Annotated in this window: 18 protein-coding genes; 6 read left to right on the forward strand and 12 right to left on the reverse strand. The window is 41.3% G+C overall.

The genetic code is table 11. The annotated features are described in order from the left end of the window. Nucleotides 1–176: 176 nt before the first annotated feature. A complete protein-coding gene (locus tag GGQ60_RS14015; protein ID WP_183765428.1) occupies nt 177–1610 on the reverse strand; it encodes an AAA family ATPase in 1434 nt (477 codons plus the stop codon). A 309-nt stretch (nt 1611–1919) separates the two neighbouring features. Between GGQ60_RS14015 and GGQ60_RS14020 the strand changes: the two genes are divergently transcribed. Together GGQ60_RS14020 and GGQ60_RS14025 are read left to right on the forward strand one after the other, a co-directional pair. Next, a complete protein-coding gene (locus GGQ60_RS14020) occupies nt 1920–2723 on the forward strand; it encodes a hypothetical protein (RefSeq protein ID WP_183765432.1) in 804 nt (267 codons plus the stop codon). A gap of 277 nt (nt 2724–3000) precedes the next feature. Continuing rightward, the gene (locus tag GGQ60_RS14025; RefSeq protein WP_183765435.1) at nt 3001–3234 is read left to right on the forward strand and encodes a hypothetical protein; all 234 of its coding nucleotides are present in this window, start codon (nt 3001–3003) and stop codon (nt 3232–3234) included. A gap of 777 nt (nt 3235–4011) precedes the next feature. Here the strand turns inward: GGQ60_RS14025 and GGQ60_RS14030 are convergent. The 11 genes from GGQ60_RS14030 to GGQ60_RS14080 form a co-directional block, all read right to left on the reverse strand. Further along, the gene (locus GGQ60_RS14030) at nt 4012–5220 is read right to left on the reverse strand and encodes an MFS transporter (protein ID WP_183765438.1); all 1209 of its coding nucleotides are present in this window, start codon (nt 5218–5220) and stop codon (nt 4012–4014) included. A gap of 111 nt (nt 5221–5331) precedes the next feature. Continuing rightward, the gene (locus tag GGQ60_RS14035) at nt 5332–5985 is read right to left on the reverse strand and encodes a TenA family protein (protein ID WP_183765441.1); all 654 of its coding nucleotides are present in this window, start codon (nt 5983–5985) and stop codon (nt 5332–5334) included. Then, nucleotides 5982–6800: a bifunctional hydroxymethylpyrimidine kinase/phosphomethylpyrimidine kinase gene (thiD, locus tag GGQ60_RS14040; protein WP_183765444.1), complete on the reverse strand. Its 819-nt coding sequence runs from the start codon at nt 6798–6800 to the stop codon at nt 5982–5984. The genes GGQ60_RS14035 and thiD overlap by 4 nt, the downstream gene beginning before the upstream one ends. Nucleotides 6801–7164: 364 nt before the next feature. After that, complete coding sequence (locus tag GGQ60_RS14045; RefSeq protein ID WP_183765447.1) at nt 7165–8712, reverse strand: choice-of-anchor I family protein; 1548 nt, start codon at nt 8710–8712, stop codon at nt 7165–7167. Nucleotides 8713–9049: 337 nt separating this feature from the next. After that, a complete protein-coding gene (gene lpdA / locus GGQ60_RS14050; RefSeq protein WP_183765450.1) occupies nt 9050–10456 on the reverse strand; it encodes a dihydrolipoyl dehydrogenase in 1407 nt (468 codons plus the stop codon). Between the two features lie 319 nt (nt 10457–10775). Then, nucleotides 10776–11132 carry a bleomycin resistance protein gene (locus GGQ60_RS14055; RefSeq protein ID WP_183765453.1) on the reverse strand — a complete coding sequence of 119 codons (357 nt, stop codon included), beginning with the start codon at nt 11130–11132 and terminating at the stop codon, nt 10776–10778. Nucleotides 11133–11186: 54 nt separating this feature from the next. Beyond that, nucleotides 11187–11744: a Crp/Fnr family transcriptional regulator gene (locus GGQ60_RS14060; protein WP_183765456.1), complete on the reverse strand. Its 558-nt coding sequence runs from the start codon at nt 11742–11744 to the stop codon at nt 11187–11189. A gap of 42 nt (nt 11745–11786) precedes the next feature. Continuing rightward, the gene (locus tag GGQ60_RS14065; protein ID WP_229685120.1) at nt 11787–12356 is read right to left on the reverse strand and encodes a DUF2306 domain-containing protein; all 570 of its coding nucleotides are present in this window, start codon (nt 12354–12356) and stop codon (nt 11787–11789) included. 87 nt (nt 12357–12443) lie between these two features. Continuing rightward, on the reverse strand, nt 12444–13109 hold the full coding sequence (locus GGQ60_RS14070) for an HAD family hydrolase (protein WP_183765461.1): 666 nt from the start codon (nt 13107–13109) through the stop codon (nt 12444–12446). Between the two features lie 25 nt (nt 13110–13134). Then, nucleotides 13135–14295 (reverse strand): esterase-like activity of phytase family protein, encoded by a 1161-nt coding sequence (locus GGQ60_RS14075; RefSeq protein ID WP_183765463.1) that lies wholly within the window; start codon nt 14293–14295, stop codon nt 13135–13137. Nucleotides 14296–14538: 243 nt separating this feature from the next. Continuing rightward, a complete protein-coding gene (locus GGQ60_RS14080; RefSeq protein ID WP_183765465.1) occupies nt 14539–15339 on the reverse strand; it encodes a DUF6515 family protein in 801 nt (266 codons plus the stop codon). Nucleotides 15340–15682: 343 nt separating this feature from the next. Here GGQ60_RS14080 and GGQ60_RS14085 point away from each other — a divergent pair, with 343 nt between their 5' ends. From GGQ60_RS14085 to GGQ60_RS14100, 4 genes are all read left to right on the forward strand, one after another. Next, on the forward strand, nt 15683–17554 hold the full coding sequence (locus tag GGQ60_RS14085; protein ID WP_183765467.1) for a CocE/NonD family hydrolase: 1872 nt from the start codon (nt 15683–15685) through the stop codon (nt 17552–17554). A 159-nt stretch (nt 17555–17713) separates the two neighbouring features. Then, nucleotides 17714–19579, forward strand: a complete 1866-nt coding sequence (locus GGQ60_RS14090) for a CocE/NonD family hydrolase (RefSeq protein ID WP_183765469.1) — start codon at nt 17714–17716, stop codon at nt 19577–19579. A 66-nt stretch (nt 19580–19645) separates the two neighbouring features. Continuing rightward, nucleotides 19646–21298, forward strand: a complete 1653-nt coding sequence (locus GGQ60_RS14095) for a M1 family metallopeptidase (protein WP_183765472.1) — start codon at nt 19646–19648, stop codon at nt 21296–21298. A 180-nt stretch (nt 21299–21478) separates the two neighbouring features. Continuing rightward, nucleotides 21479–22210, forward strand: coding sequence for a head GIN domain-containing protein (locus tag GGQ60_RS14100; protein ID WP_183765475.1), 732 nt, complete (start codon nt 21479–21481; stop codon nt 22208–22210). The last annotated feature ends 70 nt before the right edge of the window (nt 22211–22280 follow it).

The following is a 22280-nucleotide window of genomic DNA, read 5'->3' on the forward strand; positions in this document are numbered from 1 at the left end:
AGCAATATAAAGCCCCGACCCTAAAATCGGGGCTTTTTTAGTGGGATTTTTAGCATAAGGATCCGCGTGGGTGCAGTGAATTACGGATCTATCGAATTTAACCCTCTTGAAACCGGTACTTTTGGCTATCCAAAAATTGATAAAAATAACGCTTTGAATCCTCTTGGTAAATTATACTATGGTAAAAACAAATCATCCATGGTAACTTCATTTTGCACGAGACCAATAGAATACATATTGTTTTTAACACCATAGGTGGTAACCATGGCCAGAAATAATGTCTTTTTTGTTTTGCTCTGCCGACGGAATACCTCAAGCTTGTATTGTAACTCAGCTGCATAAGTCTTGTCTATTACAAACTCAGTACTCGAAAACTTCATTTCACATACGCTGATCACATTATCCTGTCTGTCTAACAATAGATCTACCTGCGCACCCTTCCCATCTTTTGAAATATATCGCCAGGCTGATGTTTCAGTAAACACTCCAGAAATGCCCAGCGCCTGCTTAATATGATCTGTATGTTTCATGCAGATCCCTTCAAAGGCATAACCACTCCAACTCCTCCAGGAAGACGTTAATGATTTTTTTAACCATGTGCCTGTACCAGTAGCGCGGGAATGTTCAATAAATTTAAGATAAAAAAGGCTGTATTCGTCGCTGAGTTTGTAAATGCTTTGATTAGCATTCTTTTGGAAAGGCAGGTTCGGAGTAATAAAACCCGACTCCACAAGCTCCTCGAGTAAAATACTGGTAGTCCCCCCACTCTGCAGGTTACATGCCGCAATGATTTCGTTTCTTGTTAAGCCCGACGGTTTATCTGCGAGTGCCCTGACTACAGAAATGTGCCTGTCGGCGTTTTCGAACAACGAGCGGTAAAGGTTGGTGAATTCTGTTGAAAGGAGGCCATCCTTAGTGAAGCAAAGCCTATCAATGGCCTGCGTAGCACTTTCTCCTTTTTTTAGTTCTTTTAGGTAATGTGGTACACCACCCATTACCATAAAAATAGTCAGCACCTGGTAGCGGTCAATATTGATATTATTTCTTTTTAGATACTGTTCTGTCTCGTGCAGGGTGAAAGGCAACAGGCGTATTTTACGCGTTAACCGATTGTGCAGACCTCCTTTGCTGTTTACAACCTTTCTGATCATCCAGGTGGCAGCAGATCCACAGATCGCAACAATCAGATTTGGCTGTTGTGAGGCCCATTGGTTCCAAAAATATTCGAATGCAGAAAGAAAGCCTGATTTATGCGAGCTTAGCCAAGGGAACTCGTCAAAGAAAATTACAGCTTTTCTTTTTTTAAGTATAGGGCTTGCAAATTCTCGGAGTTGCCAAAAAGCTTCTGTCCAGTTCTTAGGAACTGCAGGAGTTAACCGGGAATCTAATGCATCTGCCATCGCCTTGCTGAAATTGAGCAGTTGCTCAGCGGCGTTCGCATCATGAACTCCCGAAAGCTCGAAGATGAGCTGTTTCTGGAAAACCGATCGGATCAGGAAAGTTTTTCCGACCCTTCTCCTGCCAAAGACCGCCAATAGTTCTGATGAAGGCGAGGCAAGTGCTTCTGACAGTATTTTTTTCTCAGCTATTCTTCCAATGAGCAATTCCATTTTTTCTCCTTTTAACATTAACCATAAAACTAAATTTTATCTGCAGCCAAAACATACCTCAAATATAATATTTTGGCTGCGGATAAAAAATTATCTGCAGCCAAAATATACATAAAATATAAGATTTTGGCTGCGGATAATTAAATTTTATTTAGCTCATATGCTCTTATTTCACCGGGATCAATTTCATTTTGCTAACTGGAATTCTGAAAGCGGGCAGTATATAAACAGCTTGCTCCTGGTATGCACAGATAATTATACAAGGTCGTCTTCAAACAAATTATGTACCCATTTTGTATATTGTAGATTATGTTCAAAATCATTCTTAGCCTGTTCCTGATCTGCTCTACCTTGGCTGTAAAAGCGCAGCACCCTCCTGTTTTTGCGGCAATGCGTACGGATTCGAGTTTTATTAAGCTCTGCAATTTGGACATTACCCTGGTTAAATACAGCTATAAACCTAATGGTGTAAGATTTTTAGTGGTACATGATAATGAAGATACCGGTGTAAAAGCAGGTTTTGATTACATCCGGTGGAACGGTGGAGAGCTCATAGACAGTCAGTATGGAGCGGTGAGGGATTATTATTTCAGCTATATGGACGACCAGTACCGCATAGACCCCAACGCGATATATACCGAAGTGGGGGTTAACACCAGGTTAAAGAAAAGCCAGTTCAGCACAAACGAAGTTGAAAAAGCCATATTGAACGCCGGAAAGCAAATTGTTGATTTTTACGACCCAAAAACCACCGGCTATTTTTTAACCCTACACAATAATGCCGACGGAGGTTTTGGCATCTCCTCTTATTTGCCTGGATACGACCTTTCCAGCACGGCCGATTCTGTTTACATCAACTTCCAGATGGATGGCGACGATCTGATTTATGTAACCGAAGCCAGGTTATTTACGAGCTTAAAAAAGGCAAACGTAAACGTTATCCTTCAGTCTAAATTCGCTTCCAACGATGGTTCATTGTCGGTTTATGCCATGCAGAATAATATCCCCTATATCAATGTAGAAGTACAGCATGGGCATCAGGAAGAAAATTTAAGGTTAATTGAGCTCGCTGTTGCAGCCTTAAAAGAGCATGGATTGATAAGGAAAGAATAGCACGTAAGTAGTAAGTTGTTACGCTCTATCGACAGGGTCACTCCAAATAATAAATCATCATTTATCGCCATCGTTCGTTTCTCCAGGTACCATAAATATCTTATCGATTCGTATCTCATCGACCGGAATAGAATTAGGAAATGATCGGCTTGTAGTTCTTGGCGGTGTGCAGCCCCGCTTTCGCTTATAGTCCTCTCCCGATGAAATATCGGGATGCGGGCTATTCCGCTCAATCTGGTTTAGGAACAAAGGTTTCTGCACCATACAAACCCCAAAAATGAAATACTGCTTTGGCCACCTAGCCCCGGTTGAAGCGTTACCCTGCAGCAACGAGGTAGGAGGAAGCGAAGCGCAAAAAGGGAAGAAACTCTTTGTGTTGCAGAAGCATTGCGCTCTTTATAAAAACTACTTTAATTTTATTCCATGGGTTGGCGTCTCACCGACCGAAATAGAATTTGGAAATGAGCATTCAGTGGTTCTTGGCGGTTTGCAGTCCCGCTTTCGCTTATAGTCCTCTCCCGATGAAATATCGGGATGCGGGCTATTCCGCTCAATCTGGTTTAGGAACAAAGGTTTCTGCACCATACAAACCCCAAAAATGAAATACTGCTCTGGCCACCTAGCCCCGGTTGGAGCGTTACCCTGCAGCAACGAGGTAGGAGGAAGCGAAGCGTATAAGCGTAAAACGGGAAGAAACTTGCTGTTTTGCAGAAGCCTTGCGCTCCAAATTACAATCTATCCCCCATCGCCTTCGTTCGTGTCTCAACAACCGGAATAGAATTATGAAATGAACATTCAGTGGTTCTTGGCGGTGTGCAGCCCCGCTTTCGCTTATAGTCCTCTCCCGATGAAATATCGTGATGCGGGCTATTCCGCTCAATCAGGTTTAGGAACAAAGGTTTCTGCACCATACAAACCCCAAAAATGAAATACTGCTCTGGCCGCCTAGCCCCGGTTGGAGCGTTACCCTGCAGCAACGAGGTAGGAGGAAGCGAAGCGTATAAGCGTAAAACGGGAAGAAACGGAGTGTTGTGCACCAGCATTGCGCTCCATATATAAAATAATTTTAGAATTGGGAAATGATCAGCTTGAAATTCTTGGTGGTGCGCAGCCCCGCTTTCGCTTATAGTCCTCTCCCGATGAAAAAATCGGAATGCGGGCTATTCCGCTCAATCGTGTTTATGAACAAGGGTTTCTGCACCCTGCAAACCCCAAATGGAATGCTGTTTTGTACAGATAGCACGCTCCAAATGACCGATATACTTTTTTAACGAAATGAAAACCTAAACTAGTTTATCGCTTTTATTTTAGTGACCAAAAAAGTAATCAACAAGCCAAAAACGGATATAATTCCGAAAGAGTAACGTAAGCTCGATAATTGCGAAACATAGCCGATTAAAGGTGGCCCGAAGAGAAATGCAAAATAACCTATACTGGAAACCATTGTTATTGCTTTACCGGCAGGCACTTTTTTATTGTTACCTGCAATACTGTAAACCATAGGCACGATACTCGAAACGCCCAAACCGATAAGCATAAAGCCCAAAATGGCAATAATGATATACGGGAATAGTACGGCTAAGGCCATACCAATGGATATAATTGCACCACTGATCTGCAGGAGGTTTTTCCGCCCGAATTTACCGATCAGGTATACCCCCAAAAATCTGCCGCTTGCCATCATAAACATAAACGAGGCATAACCGATAATTGCTTTATTGTGTGGCAATTTCACAACATCTTCGAAATAAATAGCGCTCCAATCGAACATGGTTCCTTCGGTAGCCATACTGCAAAAGGCAATAATGCCCAATAAAACCAAAACCCCTTGAGGCATCGTAAAAAACTTTGTTTTTTCGACCTGAGCTTCGGGTTTACGATTATAGTCTAATAATTTTTTCGAGCTAAATGCTACATTTGTTAACGATATTAAGGCAATAATCCAAAAATGGGTATACATGCCCAATTTTAAATTAACCAAACCTAAAGCGATTAAAGCTCCGGTTAAATTCCCAATGCTCCAGGCACCATGGAACGAGCTCATAATCGGTTTGCCGTAATAATTTTCGCCTGCAACCCCCTGGGTGTTTAAAGCAATATTACATAAATTACCGGTGATGCCAAACAATACCAAAAAAGCAGCCAATTGCCAACCTGTGGTGGCCAATGCCAAAAAAGTTAATGCAATTGCATAAAGTGGCGCAGTTGCCCTGAGCATTTTTTTACTGCCAAAATGTGTAGTTAGCTTTGCGGAGAAGAACATGGTAATGATCTGCCCTGCAGGCAATGCAAAAAGAATAGAGCCTAACTCGGCATCATTTAAGCCCATAGCAGCCTTAAAAGTGGGGATCCTGCTGGCCCAACTGGCAAAACAGACCCCTTGCATAAAATAAAAGGCTGATATGGCCAAACGGACTTGTTTTGGAGAACTTTGTACTAATACAGGCCTGTCTTCTTCTTGAACTAAAATTTCCCTGTCTTGCGTACTTTCTTCCAAAATTGATGCGATTAAATAATATTGAATTACAAAGTTCCTTAAATCTATTGGAAATACCGACTATTATTTTGATTTTATATCAAAAAAAATGCAACAGCAAGGTTTAAAATATTAGATTTCCCACTTTTCCTGCCTGTAAGCGCTATCCCAAAACATCCATTCTAACCGCGTGGCCATTTCAAATGCAACAAACATTTTCTCCAGGGTTTCTGCGTTAGCATTAGCAGCCAGTTGATCGATAATGCCAATCGTTTTCTCTACCGCAGCAGCAAATTCAACACCGGCATACATATCGATCCACCTTTTATAGGGATTTTGACCGCTTGTTTGCCGTGCAAAAATATAATCGCCCACAGCTTTATAAATCCAGAAACAGGGCAGAACAGCCGCGGCCGCAACCTCAACATTGGCGTAAGCGGCCTGGTTAAGGATATAATTGGTATATAAAAGTGTTGAAGGTGTAGGCTCCACTTTATCCGGCAAACCAAACTCTACAAAATAACTTTCATGTAAACGCTGCTCGGCAACAATTGCCCCTGTAGAAAACCCAGAATAAGCCAGTACTAGTTCTGCATTTTGCATGCGTCCGCCGATGGTACTTAAAGTCCGCCCGAATTCAAACAGGTAATAAGCATCCTGAGCCAAATAAAAAATGAATTTTTCTTTCGGTAAAGTGCCATTACTCAGTTCTGTATTAAATGGCATAGTTAAAATTTTGTTGTAAATGGGCTTAGTCCTTTCCCACGCCTGTTCGCTCCATTTCATTTTATCATTAATTTTAAGGGATTAAAAAAATGATTCAAAGGACCATTACCTTGTCCTGTTTTTACCTGACTGCCCGCTTCTAAGGCATTACAGATATAGTGTTTGGCATATTTAACGGCCGCTAAAAGATCCTGACCTTTTGCCATTCCGGCTGCTATTGCTGAGGATAAGGTACAGCCCGTACCGTGTAGATTTTTAGAGTTGATAAAATTGCTTTCTAATATTACAGGCTCATCTTTTCCATCGATAAGCACATCGTAAATAACCGGCCCAGCCAAATGTCCTCCCTTTACCAGAACAGCCTTTGCACCTTTTAAGACGATTTTCTTCCCTGCCGCAACCATATCATCGAGGGTATTGATCTCTTGTCCTGAAAGGATTATGGCTTCATCAATATTTGGGGTAACCACGCTTACTATCGGAAACAGTCTTTTGATCAATTGGTTAACGGTGCCATGTTCAATTAACCGGTGACCGCTGGTGGCAACCATTACAGGATCTAAAATAACAGGAACGTGCTGGTTATAGGCTTTTAGTTCTTTTTCGATAACCTGTACCACCTCGGCACGGTTGATCATCCCGATTTTAATGGCCACCGGCAATATATCTTCCAGTACGGCCTGGAGCTGATCTTTGATAATTTCGGCCGGAATACCATGAACAGACCTTACCCCCATGGTATTCTGGGCGGTTACTGCAGTAATTACCGAGGTGCCAAAGCAACCCAGTGCTGAAAATGTTTTTAAATCGGCCTGGATACCTGCCCCACCTCCGCTATCAGAGCCGGCTATGGTTAAAACGTTAATATAATTCATAAAAAAGACTTCCTTTTGTGTATGTATAACTTCAGGAGTCTTCAAAATGCAGAATGCATGATATGCCACTTGTGCAGACAAACTCATTTTCCTACGCCGGCATTACCCGGATCAGGTCCATTCGAGGTTGATGGCTGGAGGGTTTTAAGGCTGAAGGAATTACCCTCTACCTTTTTACCTTCTGCCTTTAACCTCAAAAAGGGTATATTCTCAGCCAACGATTTGAAGGCACCCCTAAAGTTTTATTTTGTGCTGCAATATAGGGCTTAGTTTTTATTCTTTGTTTACAGAAATAAATTATATGCAAAAAAAGCCCCGGTGTAAAACCGGGGCCAAAAAATATCATCATTAACAGGAGCGTAGATTATATTTTATCGGGCTGATAAAACCGAACAGTTCCATCTGCTTCATTTGATACAATTAATAAACTCCTTCCGTTAGGGCTGTCTTTCGGTTTAACAAACAAAAGACCTTCAGGAGCATCGCCGGTTGAGAATAGCTGAACAAATTTTGGTGCAGAAGGATTGGTTACATTGTAAATGGCAATGGCATCTGCACGTTCCATGCCTATAAAAGCCAAGGTTTGTCCGTTTACCTGTGCAACAGTTACACCTTCTACTTCTACACCTTTATTATCCGAACGGTCGTCGTCGTATTTACCGGCATCAATTACATGTTGTTCTAAATCTTTACCAATATTGGCAACCAAAGTTCCGGTACTGGCATTCAGAATACTTACGCTTCTTCCGCCGGTTGAGTATAACTCCTGGTATACTTTGTTGGAACCTACCAGGGTAAAACCTGCAGTATTGGTTACGGTAAGCCTGCCCAAGTTAGCATCTAACTGTAAGGTTGCAGCATTAGGGAACTTAACCGGATCTAACACCAGGTCTTTTACGCGTACTTCTTCTTTTGCTTCTTTGGGGCTATAATCCTGACGGGTATCGCCCTCATTAGCTAAAGCCAGGTAAGCAGTACCGCCGGTAGTAAAATACGAGATTGCATCGGGCAGGTAATAGGCTTTTATGGGCCATGTATTCAATTCTTTTTTATTGTCTTTATCGCTAACATCAAAGGCATTTTCGGCCAAACTGATGTCCCTGGTACCCAACGGTGTAATTTTGGTAATGGTTCCGGCAACAACATCAATTTCTGCAACACCATTGTTTTCCTGAAGCGTAACGTAGGCTTTTTTAGAATCGCTGCTTACGGTAATGTATTCGGGTTCAATATCCTGCGCAAAACTTGCGTTATAGCCGTAAATCCTGAAACCGCCCGCAAGCAAGGTCGCTTTTTGCGATTCGAAAGCGGAGAAATCGACTGTTTTTATTGAGTAATTATCTTTGACATTGATAATTGAAATGCTCCCTTTAGGATCAACGGTGTAAGCCAGGTTCGGTTCACCTTCATTGGCAGATAAAATGTAATTTCCATCCGGGCTAAATGTTACCATATCTGGCATGGCACCCACGGTAATCTTCTTAACTTCTGATAAGTCGGAGGTTTTTAATACTACAACATCGCCATTTCCCTGCTTATCAGCACCATCTAGAGCAATTGCCAATAAACCGTTACTAACCGCTACACTGTTAATACCCGCGTTGGCTGCAAAGGTTAAGGTTTGCAATTTTGTAACGGTTGGATATTTGCTCATGTCTACCACATCAACTTTGGTTCCTCCATCATTACTCACTACAAATAATCTTTTCGTTAAGGGATCGTATGCAGAAATTTCTGAAGCAAATTCTCCCCCCAAATCAATTGAAGCAATTTCTTTAAAACTGTCGATTTTTTCGGGAACTACCCCCTCAGTTGGCGGATCTATTATCGGTTCGTCGGTTGGGTTTTTCTTACAGGCGGCAAATGCCAGTGATGCCATCAGGATTGCCCCAAATAGTTTTTTACAATTCATGGTTGTTTATTATCTGAACCGCAAAAATAAATTTGTATCACGCTGTTTTTCAAGCAGTGTAGATTATCATTTGGTTAAGGAATTGTGAAGAAAGACCAAAGTGGAAAGCAAAAAGACCAAAGCGAAATCTTCAATCATCCTTGCAACAATACACAACATTATCATCCACCAACTTCATTACCATGCATCGTCATCTCAACCGGAACATTGTGATCTACCTCAAGAGACGGATAAGAAATTAAACAAAAAATCCCGGTATAAATACCAGGATTTTTATATAATTCATTAAACAGATACTGAAACAAGTTCAGTATGACGCTGTGATTAACAGCTATGTTTAAATGTGTATTGCGCGGTTATCAGTTGCAGCAAGAGCAGCTTCTTTTAACGCTTCAGTATAAGTTGGGTGCGCATGACAGGTACGTGCAATATCTTCTGCAGAGGCACGGAATTCCATTGCAATAACCGCCTCAGCAATCATATCTGCTGCACGCGGGCCAATCATGTGTACACCTAACACTTCGTCGGTATCGGCATCAGCCAAAACTTTAATGAAACCATCGGTATCCATACTGGCTTTCGCACGTCCGCTGGCTTTGAACGGAAATGAACCTGCTTTGTATTTAATTCCTTTTTCTTTTAACTGCTCCTCAGTTAAACCAACCGAGGCTACTTCTGGCCAGGTGTATACCACACCAGGGATCAGGTTATAATTGATATGCGGTTTTTGTCCGGCAATGGTTTCAGCTACATAAGTACCTTCATCTTCAGCTTTGTGAGCTAACATCGCACCTTTAATGACGTCTCCTATTGCATACACACCTTTAACCGAAGTTTCGAGGTGCTCATTTACCGGGATTTTTTTGCCTCTTTCTTCAACCGTGATACCGATTTTATCCAAACCTAAACCTTCAGTATAAGCCGTACGGCCTACAGCAACAATGCAGTAATCAGCTTCCAAAGAAATGGATTCACCTTTAGGTGTATCAGCAGTAACGGTTACGGTTTTGCCTTTAGTGGTAGCACCGGTAACTTTGTGGCCCATGTAAAACTCCATACCCAAGGTTTTCTTTAACACGCGTTGAAGTTCTTTACCCAAACCGGCATCCATTGTACCAATAATTGAAGGCAAAAATTCAACTACCGAAACTTTGGTACCTAAACGGGCATATACCGATCCCAATTCTAAACCAATAACACCGCCACCAATTACAACCATACTTTTAGGCACCTCTTTTAGGGTTAAAGCCTCTGTTGAGGTAATGATGCGTTTTTTATCGATTGGTAAAAACGGTAAGGCCGTTGGCTTTGAACCGGTTGCTATAATTACATTTTTCGCCGATAAGGTTTCGGTAGTTCCATCAGTTTTGGTTACCAGGATGGTATTTTTATCTACAAAAGAACCTACACCTTCGTAAGAATCGATTTTATTTTTCTTGAACAAATAGGTGATACCGGCTGTATTTTGAGCAACAACATCGTCTTTACGGGCGATCATCTGCTTCATATCAACTTTTAAATCTTTTAAGTTGATACCATGGGTAGTAAAAGTATGAGCAGCATTGTGGTAGTGCTCTGAAGAATCTAACAAAGCCTTAGATGGAATACAACCTACGTTTAAGCAGGTACCCCCGAAAGTTTTATATTTTTCTACAACTGCAGTTTTTAAACCTAACTGAGCACAACGGATTGCGCCTACATAACCGCCCGGCCCTGAACCGATAACAACGACATCGTATTGCATAATTTCTTGATAATTTTAATTAGCCAAATGTAGGGAAAAAAGGCGGAAAGCTGAAAGCGAATTGGCCAATTGTCGATCGCCGACCGCTTCATTGTCAAGGGCTGACGATCAAATACCAGTTAGTCGGAAGTTGGCAATCCACAGTTCGAATCAGGTTGACCGGTTCAATAGATTAAACGAACCATAATCAAATAATAATGTGCAACAAATCAATGACGAGTTGGTGGCCTGTACCACCTGATGAACCCATGCCGAATGAACTAAATGGCAGGTGAACCAATGACTGGTGAACTAATGACTAATGAACCAGTAAGCCAGTCTAAACGTGCTGTCCGAAGGTAAGTAAGTTACTGTCAGGGTCGAGCATGGCAAATTCTTTTTGCCCCCAGGGTTTCAGCTGCAGATGTCCATCAGGATGTACTCCATCTTTAATGTCCAACATCATTTTATAAAGTGTTTCTATCTCATTTGTACGAATATATACTTGTCCGTAGTTTTCTTTCGGATCGAGTGTTTCGAATAAAAAAAAGTGAATCTGAACATTATCTTTTTGTAGTATCAGGTAATCCTTAAAATCGGTAACTCCAATATCCCTGAAGCCTAATTTATTCACATAAAAATCTCTGGTGATTCCTTTATCACGCATTGGAAGTTTTGGGTTGATTTCTGTCAGCATATCTTTTTTCTTACAAAATTATAGAATTCCAATGGAAACCGCACTTGATCGAAATCAGGAAATGTAACGGTTTGCCCTTACCCTGCTCAATGTTTCGGGCGTTATTTTTAGATAAGAAGCAATCATTTTTACCGGAAAAACCTGTACAATGAGCGGTTTGGCATTTTTAATGTAATTGTATTTTTGTGCAGGGTTTAATGCATTATCGAAAAGATAAGTCCGGTGGTTAGCCTGGCCAAAAATTCTTCCCAGGCTTAAGAAAGCCGGCGACCTGGCAATCAGCTCATGCAGGTTACTTAAACTTAACTCGATTACCTCTGCATCCTCAAATGCTTTAATTGTTGTACCCGATGGCTTTTGTTCAATCAAACTTGGGTGATTGTACATCCATTCTTTGGGTAGGTGAAGATCAATGATTGTTTCAGTAGCATCATTGGACTGAAACTGAACAAAAGATCCATATAGGATGAAATAGACAGATTGGCAAATCTCGCCCCGGAGTAATATTGTATCGTTTTTCTTAAATACTTTTCGAAGGGTTTTTTCTTCAAAAAGAAGCAGATCATGGGTTGAAAATGATCCGGCACTGGCTAAAATTTCCTGAGCTGACATCGCCTAAACTAATTTATTCCGGAAATGCGAACGTTAATACCATTACCCATTGACAGCCTTTTTTCTTGTTAATAAATAGGCAACAAGCAAATTCGGAATCCAGGATAACCATGCAACAACCAGGTAAGCCTTTGAAAAATTGCCATACAACATGGTCAAAATTGGTAACCAAATCCTTAAGGTAACTGCAGCAAAACAAGCTGCATAACTATAAACCATTATTTTTTGATGTTTTTCAACTTCTCCGCGTTTAATATACAAATACGCCTTTAAGGTCGTGTAAAACCAAATGATGCCCAGACATATAAAACCTGTTGAAGAAATGAGCCCACCTGTTGCAAAAAAGCCAATGTAAATACCCGCTAAGGCACTAAGCAGTACGGCTATAACATAAACTTTACCCAGTTTCCGGTGTAATGCCATGCGCCTGTTTCTCATTTTCGGACTAAATTGCGTCCAGCCGGTCAATAAAGCGATCCCGCCGAAAATGATATGTGTATAAAAACCAATGTTCCAGAAAGTGTTGGTCAACAATTCAACCGACTTTGAATTTAACAATCCAAATTTCCTATCGACCAAAAAGTAAATAATTGGGTAAAGTCCAATCAGCATTGCTAAAATTGCAAATAAAACCCATAACCCTTTTTTTACCATAATAGATGCCAATTGCTTTCCGCTAATCTAGTTAATTTTCAAGAACTAAATCAATTCTTTTTGCAGCATAAATTCTTTCGCATTCGCAAAGCTAAGGAACAGCTCATCAGCCACTTTAAGCTTTTGGTGCGCACGTACATTACTCTGGATAGCATAACAGGTCAGGCCTGCAGCCATGGCAGATTTAACGCCATTGAGGGTATCCTCAAAAACGATACATTCGTCTTTTTCTATGCCTAAACGCTCTACACATAAGTTATAACTTTCCGGATCCGGTTTTGATTTACTCACATCTGTCCGCGTAATGAATAAACTGAAATATTTAGCCAAACCATTTCGCTCAAAAACAGCTTCCACATCTATTTTAGGGCTGGCTGTAACCACTGCTAGCGTAAGTCCTTTTTCATAAGCAAACTGCACAAATTCCAGGGCGAAGGGCATTAGCTGAATATCGGTTGTTCTAAAACCATCATAGGTTATTTTTTCCCTTCTATTGATAAAGCTTTCTAAATCTTCCTCAATTTTATATCGGTCTATAATCGTTTTTGCATTTTTGGGGAGGGGGATTCCTGCATAATTGCTTAGCCAATCTTTAAATTCAATGTTGACATGATATGGACTTAAAAACGTATTCCAACAATCGAAATGAAATTTTTCTGAATCAATTAATGTACCGTCTAAATCGAAAAGCAGGGCTTTTATTTTACTCATTTATGGATTTTAAATTGGAATAATGTTATGGGATGATCTCGAAAAGAAAAAACTGCTGTACCTGCGATTTTCCAAAATTATTGTCTACACAGAATATCAGGGAATAGTGTCCGTTTGCAAGTTTGGGGCCAAATGTTACCCCTTCAAAATTATCGATATGCCTGTTTAGCGTATCAAAATCGAAAAGCAGTTTCTTGATTAAAGGTTTTGGAGTTTTTTTTACGAACGATGTATTGTTCATCTCGTTTTCTGCACCGTTCAGATCAACCAGGTAAACTTTTAAAAAAGTATGGTCATCATGCCCTTTTGCCCAGGCCCTTTCCATCACCAAAAGGGTGTGATTGTTGATTGCTAATATCTCTGAGATGCCATTCACATTCCAGTCATTATCTACAGTGGGTTTTACGGGTAAAGCATCAAGATTATAGGCATATTGTGCTGTGTTCTTTTTAGTCGCCACATCGAACTTTAAAATCCGGGTTAAAGCCTGATCATAGCCAAAAGAAGATTGCGGCCCATCCTGGTATAAAGGTTCCTCTAAACTGGCATATAACGTTTTATAATGGTCGGCATAGGTTAAGCCTTCAAACAACGCATTTTTGCGTGGACCGCTTTCAGTTTTCGTAAAATGAAAGCCTGCAGGTAATGGTATGGTATCCAAAAACTTACCATCGGTAGAAATAAACGTTAAACTGGGCTGAACAATGGTCGTATCACCATTTTTAAACAACCGTTCGCCTTCGCTGCTCCAAATTAATTGCTTGGTAACCGGATTATAACGTACTGACTCGCCATCCGGTTTCACACTTTTATCAGTGCCGTATTTGGGATATTGTTTTCCATTTGCCTGTAAAAGATAGGTAACGCCTGTTATCCGGATGGTATCAATTTTATTTTCTTTGAGGTCAAGCCGCGCAGTATAAATTCTTGCCGGACTAACCTGTGACGGATCATCGCTAATCAGATAATATTGATTGTTTGCTGCATCATAATCAATCCCCGATAAACCACCAACCACCGAATTTTCGAAAACCGGGTTTAATGGCATAATGTACTCGTGCAGAAATTTAACCGACGAAATGCTGATTCCGTTCTGCCCAACCGCCACCTGTTTGGTTGCAGAGCATGATGATAGCAGAATTACCAAAAAAGCATAAACAAAAAAGAGCTGTGGTATGGCTTTCAAATCTGAATGTTTAGGGTGTAAAAATATGGATTTTTGGCTGCCTGCAATACGTCACCCTGAATTTATTTCAAGGTCTCGCCGCTAACAATACACCAGTGTAAGATTTTTCTGTGGTGTTGGATATTTCCATCCGACACTCTTTGTTAACACCTGTATTTTCTCCGGATCAACCATCGTTTGGCACAAAACAAGAACAGCCAGATGTGTACCACCTGGCTGCACAATAAGCGTATATAATTCTGCTTAAAACAATTTACCGATTACGCGGTAAGTGATGTTTGTTCCATCTACTATTTCTTCGTAGTAAACATCATCAGGCGAAACAAAATATTTTTCGTTTTTAATGGTTACTTCCCTGCATCCCTCTGGCAATTGATCAATAATATCACCTATTTGATGTGTATCGGCTGTGCCATCACCTGTATTTAAAACACCATCTTTACCGGCAACTACATATACCGTTTTGCCATCGGCATTTTCTTTTTGGGTATAATAAACACCTTTATATTCGTAATAATCTACTCCGTTAATGGTTACCCTATTGGCATCAGATGGTAGATTCGGAACTTCGGCACCAACCGGTGGGGTTACCACTTCGTACTGATCGTTATTTTGCTGATAGAATAATCCTCCGGAATAGTAAAATTGGTTCGGACCATACCAGAAAGGATAATAACCATAGGGCAACACATTGATTCTGAAGCCTAAAAACGGCCTGTAAAAATTATAATAACTGTAGTATGGCCGGTAATAAGGTCTGCCAAAACCTACCCGGTATCCATAACCCGGCCTAAAAAAACCTGACCGGTAAGCCGGTCTGCTATATCCATAGCTTGGACGGCCTGATCGGAAACCTGGCGAAAAACCACCTCTTCCAGGCGATACATGTGCAATAGAACCGCCACCCCTGGAACCGATGGAACCTGATCTTCCGCCACCTCCACCTCTTCCACCTCTTTGTGCAGAAACACTCTCTATACTCAAGGTTGTTACCATCGCTGCTGCAGCAAAAACAACCAATCCTCTTTTTAATAACCTGTTCATTTTTTTGTGTTTAACTCCGTTATCAATATGACGGTTAAAATTCTTAAAAGATTATCTCTTAACACGATTTAACTAAATTTTGATAAAGTAATGACGAAGAGCGGGTTATTTCGATGAAAATTAATAAAAGAAATGTGAATGTCTTCTATATTTCTGTTCATTACCAAATCCGAAGGCACAAATTTTTGTACACCAGACCTCTTACCTCTGTCCTGACGTTCCATCTTCCATTTTACCTCTTCCATCTCACCTCCATTACTAACAAACCTTTTACGCGGTGTTTTTTTTAGAATCGTGTACGAATCTGCTATCTTTAAGTTTTATTCCTAAAAACTAAATTTAAATGAATTTCCCCAGAATTTTCAGTCTCCTGATCTGTTTATTTATTTCTAATGAGCTGCTGGCCCAGCAGAGCGATTCGGCTTACGTTAGAGAGCATTACACCAAAATAGAACGCCAGATCCCCATGCGCGATGGGGTAAAGCTATTCACTTCTATTTATATACCTAAAGATCAATCCAAAAAATACCCATTTTTAATCAACCGTACACCTTACACGGTTGCTCCCTATGGCGAAGATAAATATAAGCTCAGTCTGGGTAATTTTCCGGCGATGATGCGGGAGGGATTTATTTTTGTTTATCAGGATGTTCGTGGCCGTTGGATGAGCGAAGGAACCTTTGCCGATATCCGTCCGCAGGTTACAGGTAAAAAATCCAAAACGGCAATTGATGAAAGTACCGACACCTACGATACCATCGACTGGCTGGTTAAAAATATAAAGGGCAATAATGGTAACGCCGGTATTTATGGCATTTCTTACCCGGGTTTTTACTCCACCACCTCATTGCCCAATGCCCACCCCGCGTTAAAAGCGGTTTCGCCACAAGCACCCGTTACCGATTGGTTTGTAGGTGATGACTTTCACCATCGTGGCACCTTATTTTTAATGGATGCATTCAGTTTTATGAGCAATTTTGGCGTTCCACGTCCAAAACCCATCACACCCGATAAAGGCCCTAAAGGTTTTAAGTTCCCTATTCAGGACAATTACCGTTTTTACCTGGAAGCCAGGTCAGTTAAAAATTTAAAAGACCGCTATTTTGCTGATAGCATTAAATTCTGGAACGATTTGTTTAAACATCCTGACCTCGATACATTCTGGAAAGCCCGTTTAATTACCCCGCACCTAACCAATGTTAAACCTGCAGTTATGGTTGTTGGCGGTTTCTTCGATGCCGAAGATGCCTATGGAACATTTGCCACTTATAAAGCCATCGAGAAACAAAACCCAAAAGCCAATAATATCCTGGTTGCGGGCCCATGGTTTCATGGTGGCTGGGTACGCAGCGATGGGTCTTACCTGGGTGATATTAATTTTGGCAAAACCACCAGTATCGATTATCAGCAACAATACGAACTGCCTTTCTTTAAACATTACTTAAAAGGTGAAGGCGATTTTAATCCTGCAGAAGCCAATATCTTTGTAACCGGAAGCAATGAATGGAAAAAATTCAGCACCTGGCCACCACAGGAAACAGAAACTAAAAACCTGTATTTACACCCTAATGGAAAACTGGCATTTGAAAAAGTAGGCCGTACCGATAGCTGGGATGAATATGTGAGCGATCCGAATAATCCGGTACCTTATCAGGATGGCGTTCAGGCCAGGCGCACCCGCGAGTACATGATTGATGATCAGCGATTTGCATCCCGCAGGCCCGATGTAAAAACTTACCAAACCGATGTGTTGACGGAAGATATTACTTTAACCGGCCCCGTTTTGGCCAACTTAGTCGTTTCTACTACCGGAACAGATGCCGATTACGTGGTAAAACTGATCGATGTATACCCTGAAGATGCACCCAACCCCGTACCTAATCCAAAAAACCTGATTATGGGTGGTTATGAAATGCTGGTACGCGGCGAAATTATGAGGGGCAAGTACCGCAACAGTTTCGAAAAGCCTGAGCCATTTGTGCCGGGAGCCATCACCAAGGTTAACTATCCTTTGCCTGATGTAGCCCACACCTTTAAAAAAGGCCACAAAATCATGATCCAGATCCAGAACTCATGGTTTCCTCTGGCCGATCGTAACCCACAAAAGTTCATGGATATTTACCAGGCAGAACCCGGCGACTTCCAGAAAGCGACCCATAAAATTTACCATGATACCTTTAACAGTTCGTTTATTACGGTTTCAGTGTTAAAATAAATACGCTTCCCGGTTCGTGCCAGCACGAACCGGGAAGATAAGATCGGACTCAAATAAATAATTTAAATACTAACTTTAATCTCAAAAAAATAAACATAACAACCGCCATGGTTCGTTTCTCCACGAATCAAAGCAGGCCAACTTACTTATTCTTAAAAAATGAAATATTTTAAACTCCTTATTATCCTGCTTTCGGCATCTTCTGCCTTTGCCCAAAGCGATGCAAATTACCCCAAAGCTAACTATACCAAAAAAGAAGTTTACATTCCCATGCGCGATGGAGTTAAACTTTTTACCGCCATTTATATCCCTAAAGATGCTGCCGGGAATAAAAAATACCCGATAATTATGCAGCGTACCTGTTACAGTGTGGCTCCTTATGGCGAAGATAAATTTCCTGCCCGCTTAGGCCCGTCAGAACTGATGATGAAAGAAGGCTACATTGTAGTTTATCAGGATGTACGCGGTCGCTGGAAAAGTGAAGGTACCTGGACCAACATGACACCTGTAATCGACAATAAAAAGACGAAAAAAGAGGTAGATGAAGGCTCTGATACCTACGACACCATCGATTGGCTGGTTAAAAATGTAGCCAACAACAACGGCAAGGTTGGCCAGTGGGGAATTTCTTACCCTGGTTTTTACACCGCAGCAGGTATTTTAAGCAACCACCCCGCTTTAAAAGCTTCTTCACCACAGGCACCGATTTCTGATTTCTTTTTTGACGATTTCCATCACAACGGCGCTTTTTTACAAAGTTACTTTTCTACCTTCCCGGTATTTGGCATCCAGAAAACCGACACCACTTCTAAACCCTGGTACAACCATCAGTTAATTAACCCTAAAACCAAAGATGGATACCAGTTTGCATTAGATCTTGGTCCTTTAACCAATGCCGACAAATATTATAAAAACAACTTTTTCTGGCAGGAAACGGTTAACCATCCTAATTACGATGAGTTTTGGCAAAAACGTGGCCTGCTTAAACACTATGGCACCATTAAACCTGCTGTAATGGTGGTTGGCGGTTGGTACGATGCCGAAGATTTATCGGGTCCGTTAAACATTTACAAAACCATCGAAAAGAAAAACCCCAATGCCTATAATACCATCGTAATGGGACCTTTTGGCCATGGAAGATGGAGTCGTGAAACCGGTCATACCATGCATAGTAACGTGTATTTTGGCGATAGCATTGCTACATTCTACCAAAAAAACATCGAAGCCAAATTCTTTAATCACTTTTTAAAAGGCAACGGCGACCAAAACACTGGCTTGCCTGAAGCTTACATGTTCGATACCGGTAAAAAAGAATGGGAAACCTTTAGCAAATGGCCTGCTGAAAAAGCCAGCAAACAAAAACTATATTTAGGTGCCGATGGCAAACTGAGCATGACGGCTCCAACCACAGCAGGCTCCATTAATTACATCAGCGATCCGCTAAAACCAGTTCCATACACTGAAGATTTAACCACCACACTTGGTTTTACGCCACACAATTATATGAGCGAAGATCAGCGCTTTGCTGGTCGCCGCCCTGATGTTCTGGTTTTCCAAACCGATGTTCTGGATAACGATATCACTTTAGGGGGTGAAATCATGTCGCACCTTAAAATTGCAACTACCGGTACCGATGCCGATTTTATTGTGAAGTTAATTGATGTGTATCCTGCTGATGAACCGAACAACCCTTACATGCCTAATAAAAACATCATTTTAAGCAACTACTGGCAAATGGTACGTTCGGAGGTAATGCCGGCACGTTTCCGTAACAGTTTCGAAAAACCAGAGGCTTTGGTAGCTAACCAAAAAACTGATGTAAATTTCAGGCTGCAGGATGTATTGCATACCTTTAAAAAAGGGCACCGCATCATGATTCAGGTACAAAGTACAGCTTTCCCATTATTTGCCCGTAACCCGCAAAAATTTGTAGATAATCCATATAAAGCAACCGAAGCCGACTACATTAAAGCCACGCAAACCGTTTTTAACGATAGCTTTATCGAAGTTGATGTCATTAAATAGATGCCTGCCCGCGTTTCTAAACGCGGGCATAAATAACCAATCGTTTTAAACGATTAATCAAATACAATGAAAAAACTATTTACCATTTTAGCGCTTGCCTGCAGCATTTCAGGTTTGCAGGCCCAAATGCTGGGCAAAAACCAGGTCAACTCGCGTGCCGACAGCCTGCGTGGAACCCTCACGCCACTGCGTACCTGTTACGATATCAATTACTACCACTTAGATGTGAAAATCGATATCGACCAAAAATCGGTTAGCGGCAGTAACGAATTTGCTTTCACTGCTACACAGGATTTTACCAAACTGCAGTTCGATCTTTTCGATAACCTTAAAGTAGAAAAGGTGCTGTACAAAGGTACCGAACTCCCATTTAAAAGAGAATACAATGCTGTTTTTGTAACCTTCCCTAAGGCGGTAAGAAAAGGGAGCAAAGATAGGTTCACGGTTTTTTATTCGGGTAATCCCATTGTAGCTAAAACACCACCCTGGGATGGCGGTTTCATCTTCAAGAAAGACAGTGCGGGCAACCCTTTTGTTTCGGTGGCCTGCCAGGGCTTAGGAGCCAGTGTATGGTGGCCAAATAAAGATCACCAGAGCGACGAGGTAGACAGTATGCTGATCAGTATTACCGTTCCAAATACTTTACAGGAAATATCCAATGGCAGGTTAAGGAATACGGTTGATAAGCCCGACGGATACAAACAGTACAACTGGTTTGTGGCTAACCCCATCAACAACTACGATGTAACTTTTTACATTGGCAAATATGCCCACTGGCAGGATAGTTATGCTGGCGAAAACGGCAACCTTACGATCGATTACTGGGCCCTGCAAACCGACAGTGCCAAAGCACGGCCACACTGGGATGCCGATGTTAAACCCATGCTAAAATGCTTTGAGTATTGGTTTGGCCCTTATCCCTGGTATAAAGATGGCTACAAACTGGTACAGGCACCACACCTCGGTATGGAACACCAAAGTGCTGTAGCTTATGGCAACCAGTTTAAACAGGGCTATTTAGGAAGAGATTTGAGCGGTACCGGACATGGTTTAAAATGGGACTTCATTACCATCCACGAAAGCGGTCATGAGTGGTTTGGCAATAACATTACCTCGAAAGATATTGCCGATATGTGGGTTCATGAAGGTTTTACCAACTACTCTGAAGTTTTGTTTACCGAATGTACCGAAAATAAAGCAGCAGCTGATGAATACGTTATCGGGTTACAAAAAATTATCCAGAACGATGTTCCGGTTATTGGCCCTTACGGTGTAAATAAGGAAGGTTCTGGTGATATGTATCCTAAAGGCGCCAACCTGATCAGCATCATCCGCCAGCTAATTAATAACGATGAGAAATTCAGGCAGATATTACGGGGTTTAAACAAAACTTTTTATCATCAAACGGTTACCACAGCACAAATTGAGCAGTATATCGCCAAACAGAGTGGCTTAAAGCTCGATAAAATATTCGATCAGTATTTACGTCACACTAAGATTCCCGTACTCGAATATAAGATCAGTAACCACACGTTGTCTTACCGTTGGGTAACCGATGTTAAAGGTTTTGATATGCCGGTACGCGTAACTTTAAAAGCCGGTGCTTATTCTTTAATTAAACCGGCTAACGATTGGAAAACCATTCCGGTAGATACCAGCATAACTGCCGAAAACTTTAAACACGATCCGCTTTTTTATATAGCGATAAAAAAAGGATAATGATTTACCTTTAGGTGAGGTCAGATGTTACCATCTGACCTTAATCCTCAGTTCTGAGTTAGCTATTACTAGCTGACGCCACTCAGTAAATCAGCATGATATTTTTCAATTTATGCAACTTTTTGGCTAAACCTGCGTCTTATTTTCAAAACGCATTATTCATTATCAAAATCTATAACCATGAAAAAATTGTTTGCCCTTTTATTAGCCGCATCAACTTTAACTTCAGGCATTGGTATAACTGCTTCAGCACATACTAAACCGGGTACAGCACCCCATCAAAAAGACGATAGAGAGGTAAAAAACTTCAACGGTGTTGCCTCTGCGGGCCCCATTAATGTAATTGTGACTTTGGGTAACACCGAAAGCTGCCGTTTAGAAGGTGATGCTGATGCACTTGCCACAATTGTGACCGAGGTTAAAGGCAACGTTTTGGTAATCCGCCCGCAAACCAGCATCAGAAGCTGGTCTAATAAATATGAGGGTAAAAAAATTACCGCTTATGTAACGGCAAAAGAACTGGCCAGCTTAACAGTGAGTGGCGATGGCAGTTTAACGGTTAACGGAAAAATCAGTACAGGCAGCTTAACTACCACCGTTAGTGGTTCAGGAAATATCAAAGCTTCGGCCGACGTAAATAACTATAGCGGTGTAATCAGCGGTTCGGGTTCGATCAACATTACCGGTGGCGCCGATCATGCCAAAGTGGTCATCAGCAGCTCTGGTACTTTAGCAGGTAAATCTTTTGCTGTAAAAACATTATCTACTACCATTAGCGGATCGGGCACAGTTAACATTGCGGTAGATGAAAGCATCAGGGCCGTAATCAGTGGTTCTGGCAGCGTAAATTATTCCGGCAACCCAACCGTTGATAAAACGGTAATCGGATCAGGAAAAGTAAGAAAAGTATAATGCTAATAAAGTCCTGATTGAAGAACGTCCCTGCGCAATCAGGGACGTTTTTTTTTTGCAACCGGGAGAA

The sequence above is a fragment of the Pedobacter zeae genome, from assembly GCF_014196715.1.
Taxonomy (GTDB): domain Bacteria; phylum Bacteroidota; class Bacteroidia; order Sphingobacteriales; family Sphingobacteriaceae; genus Pedobacter; species Pedobacter zeae.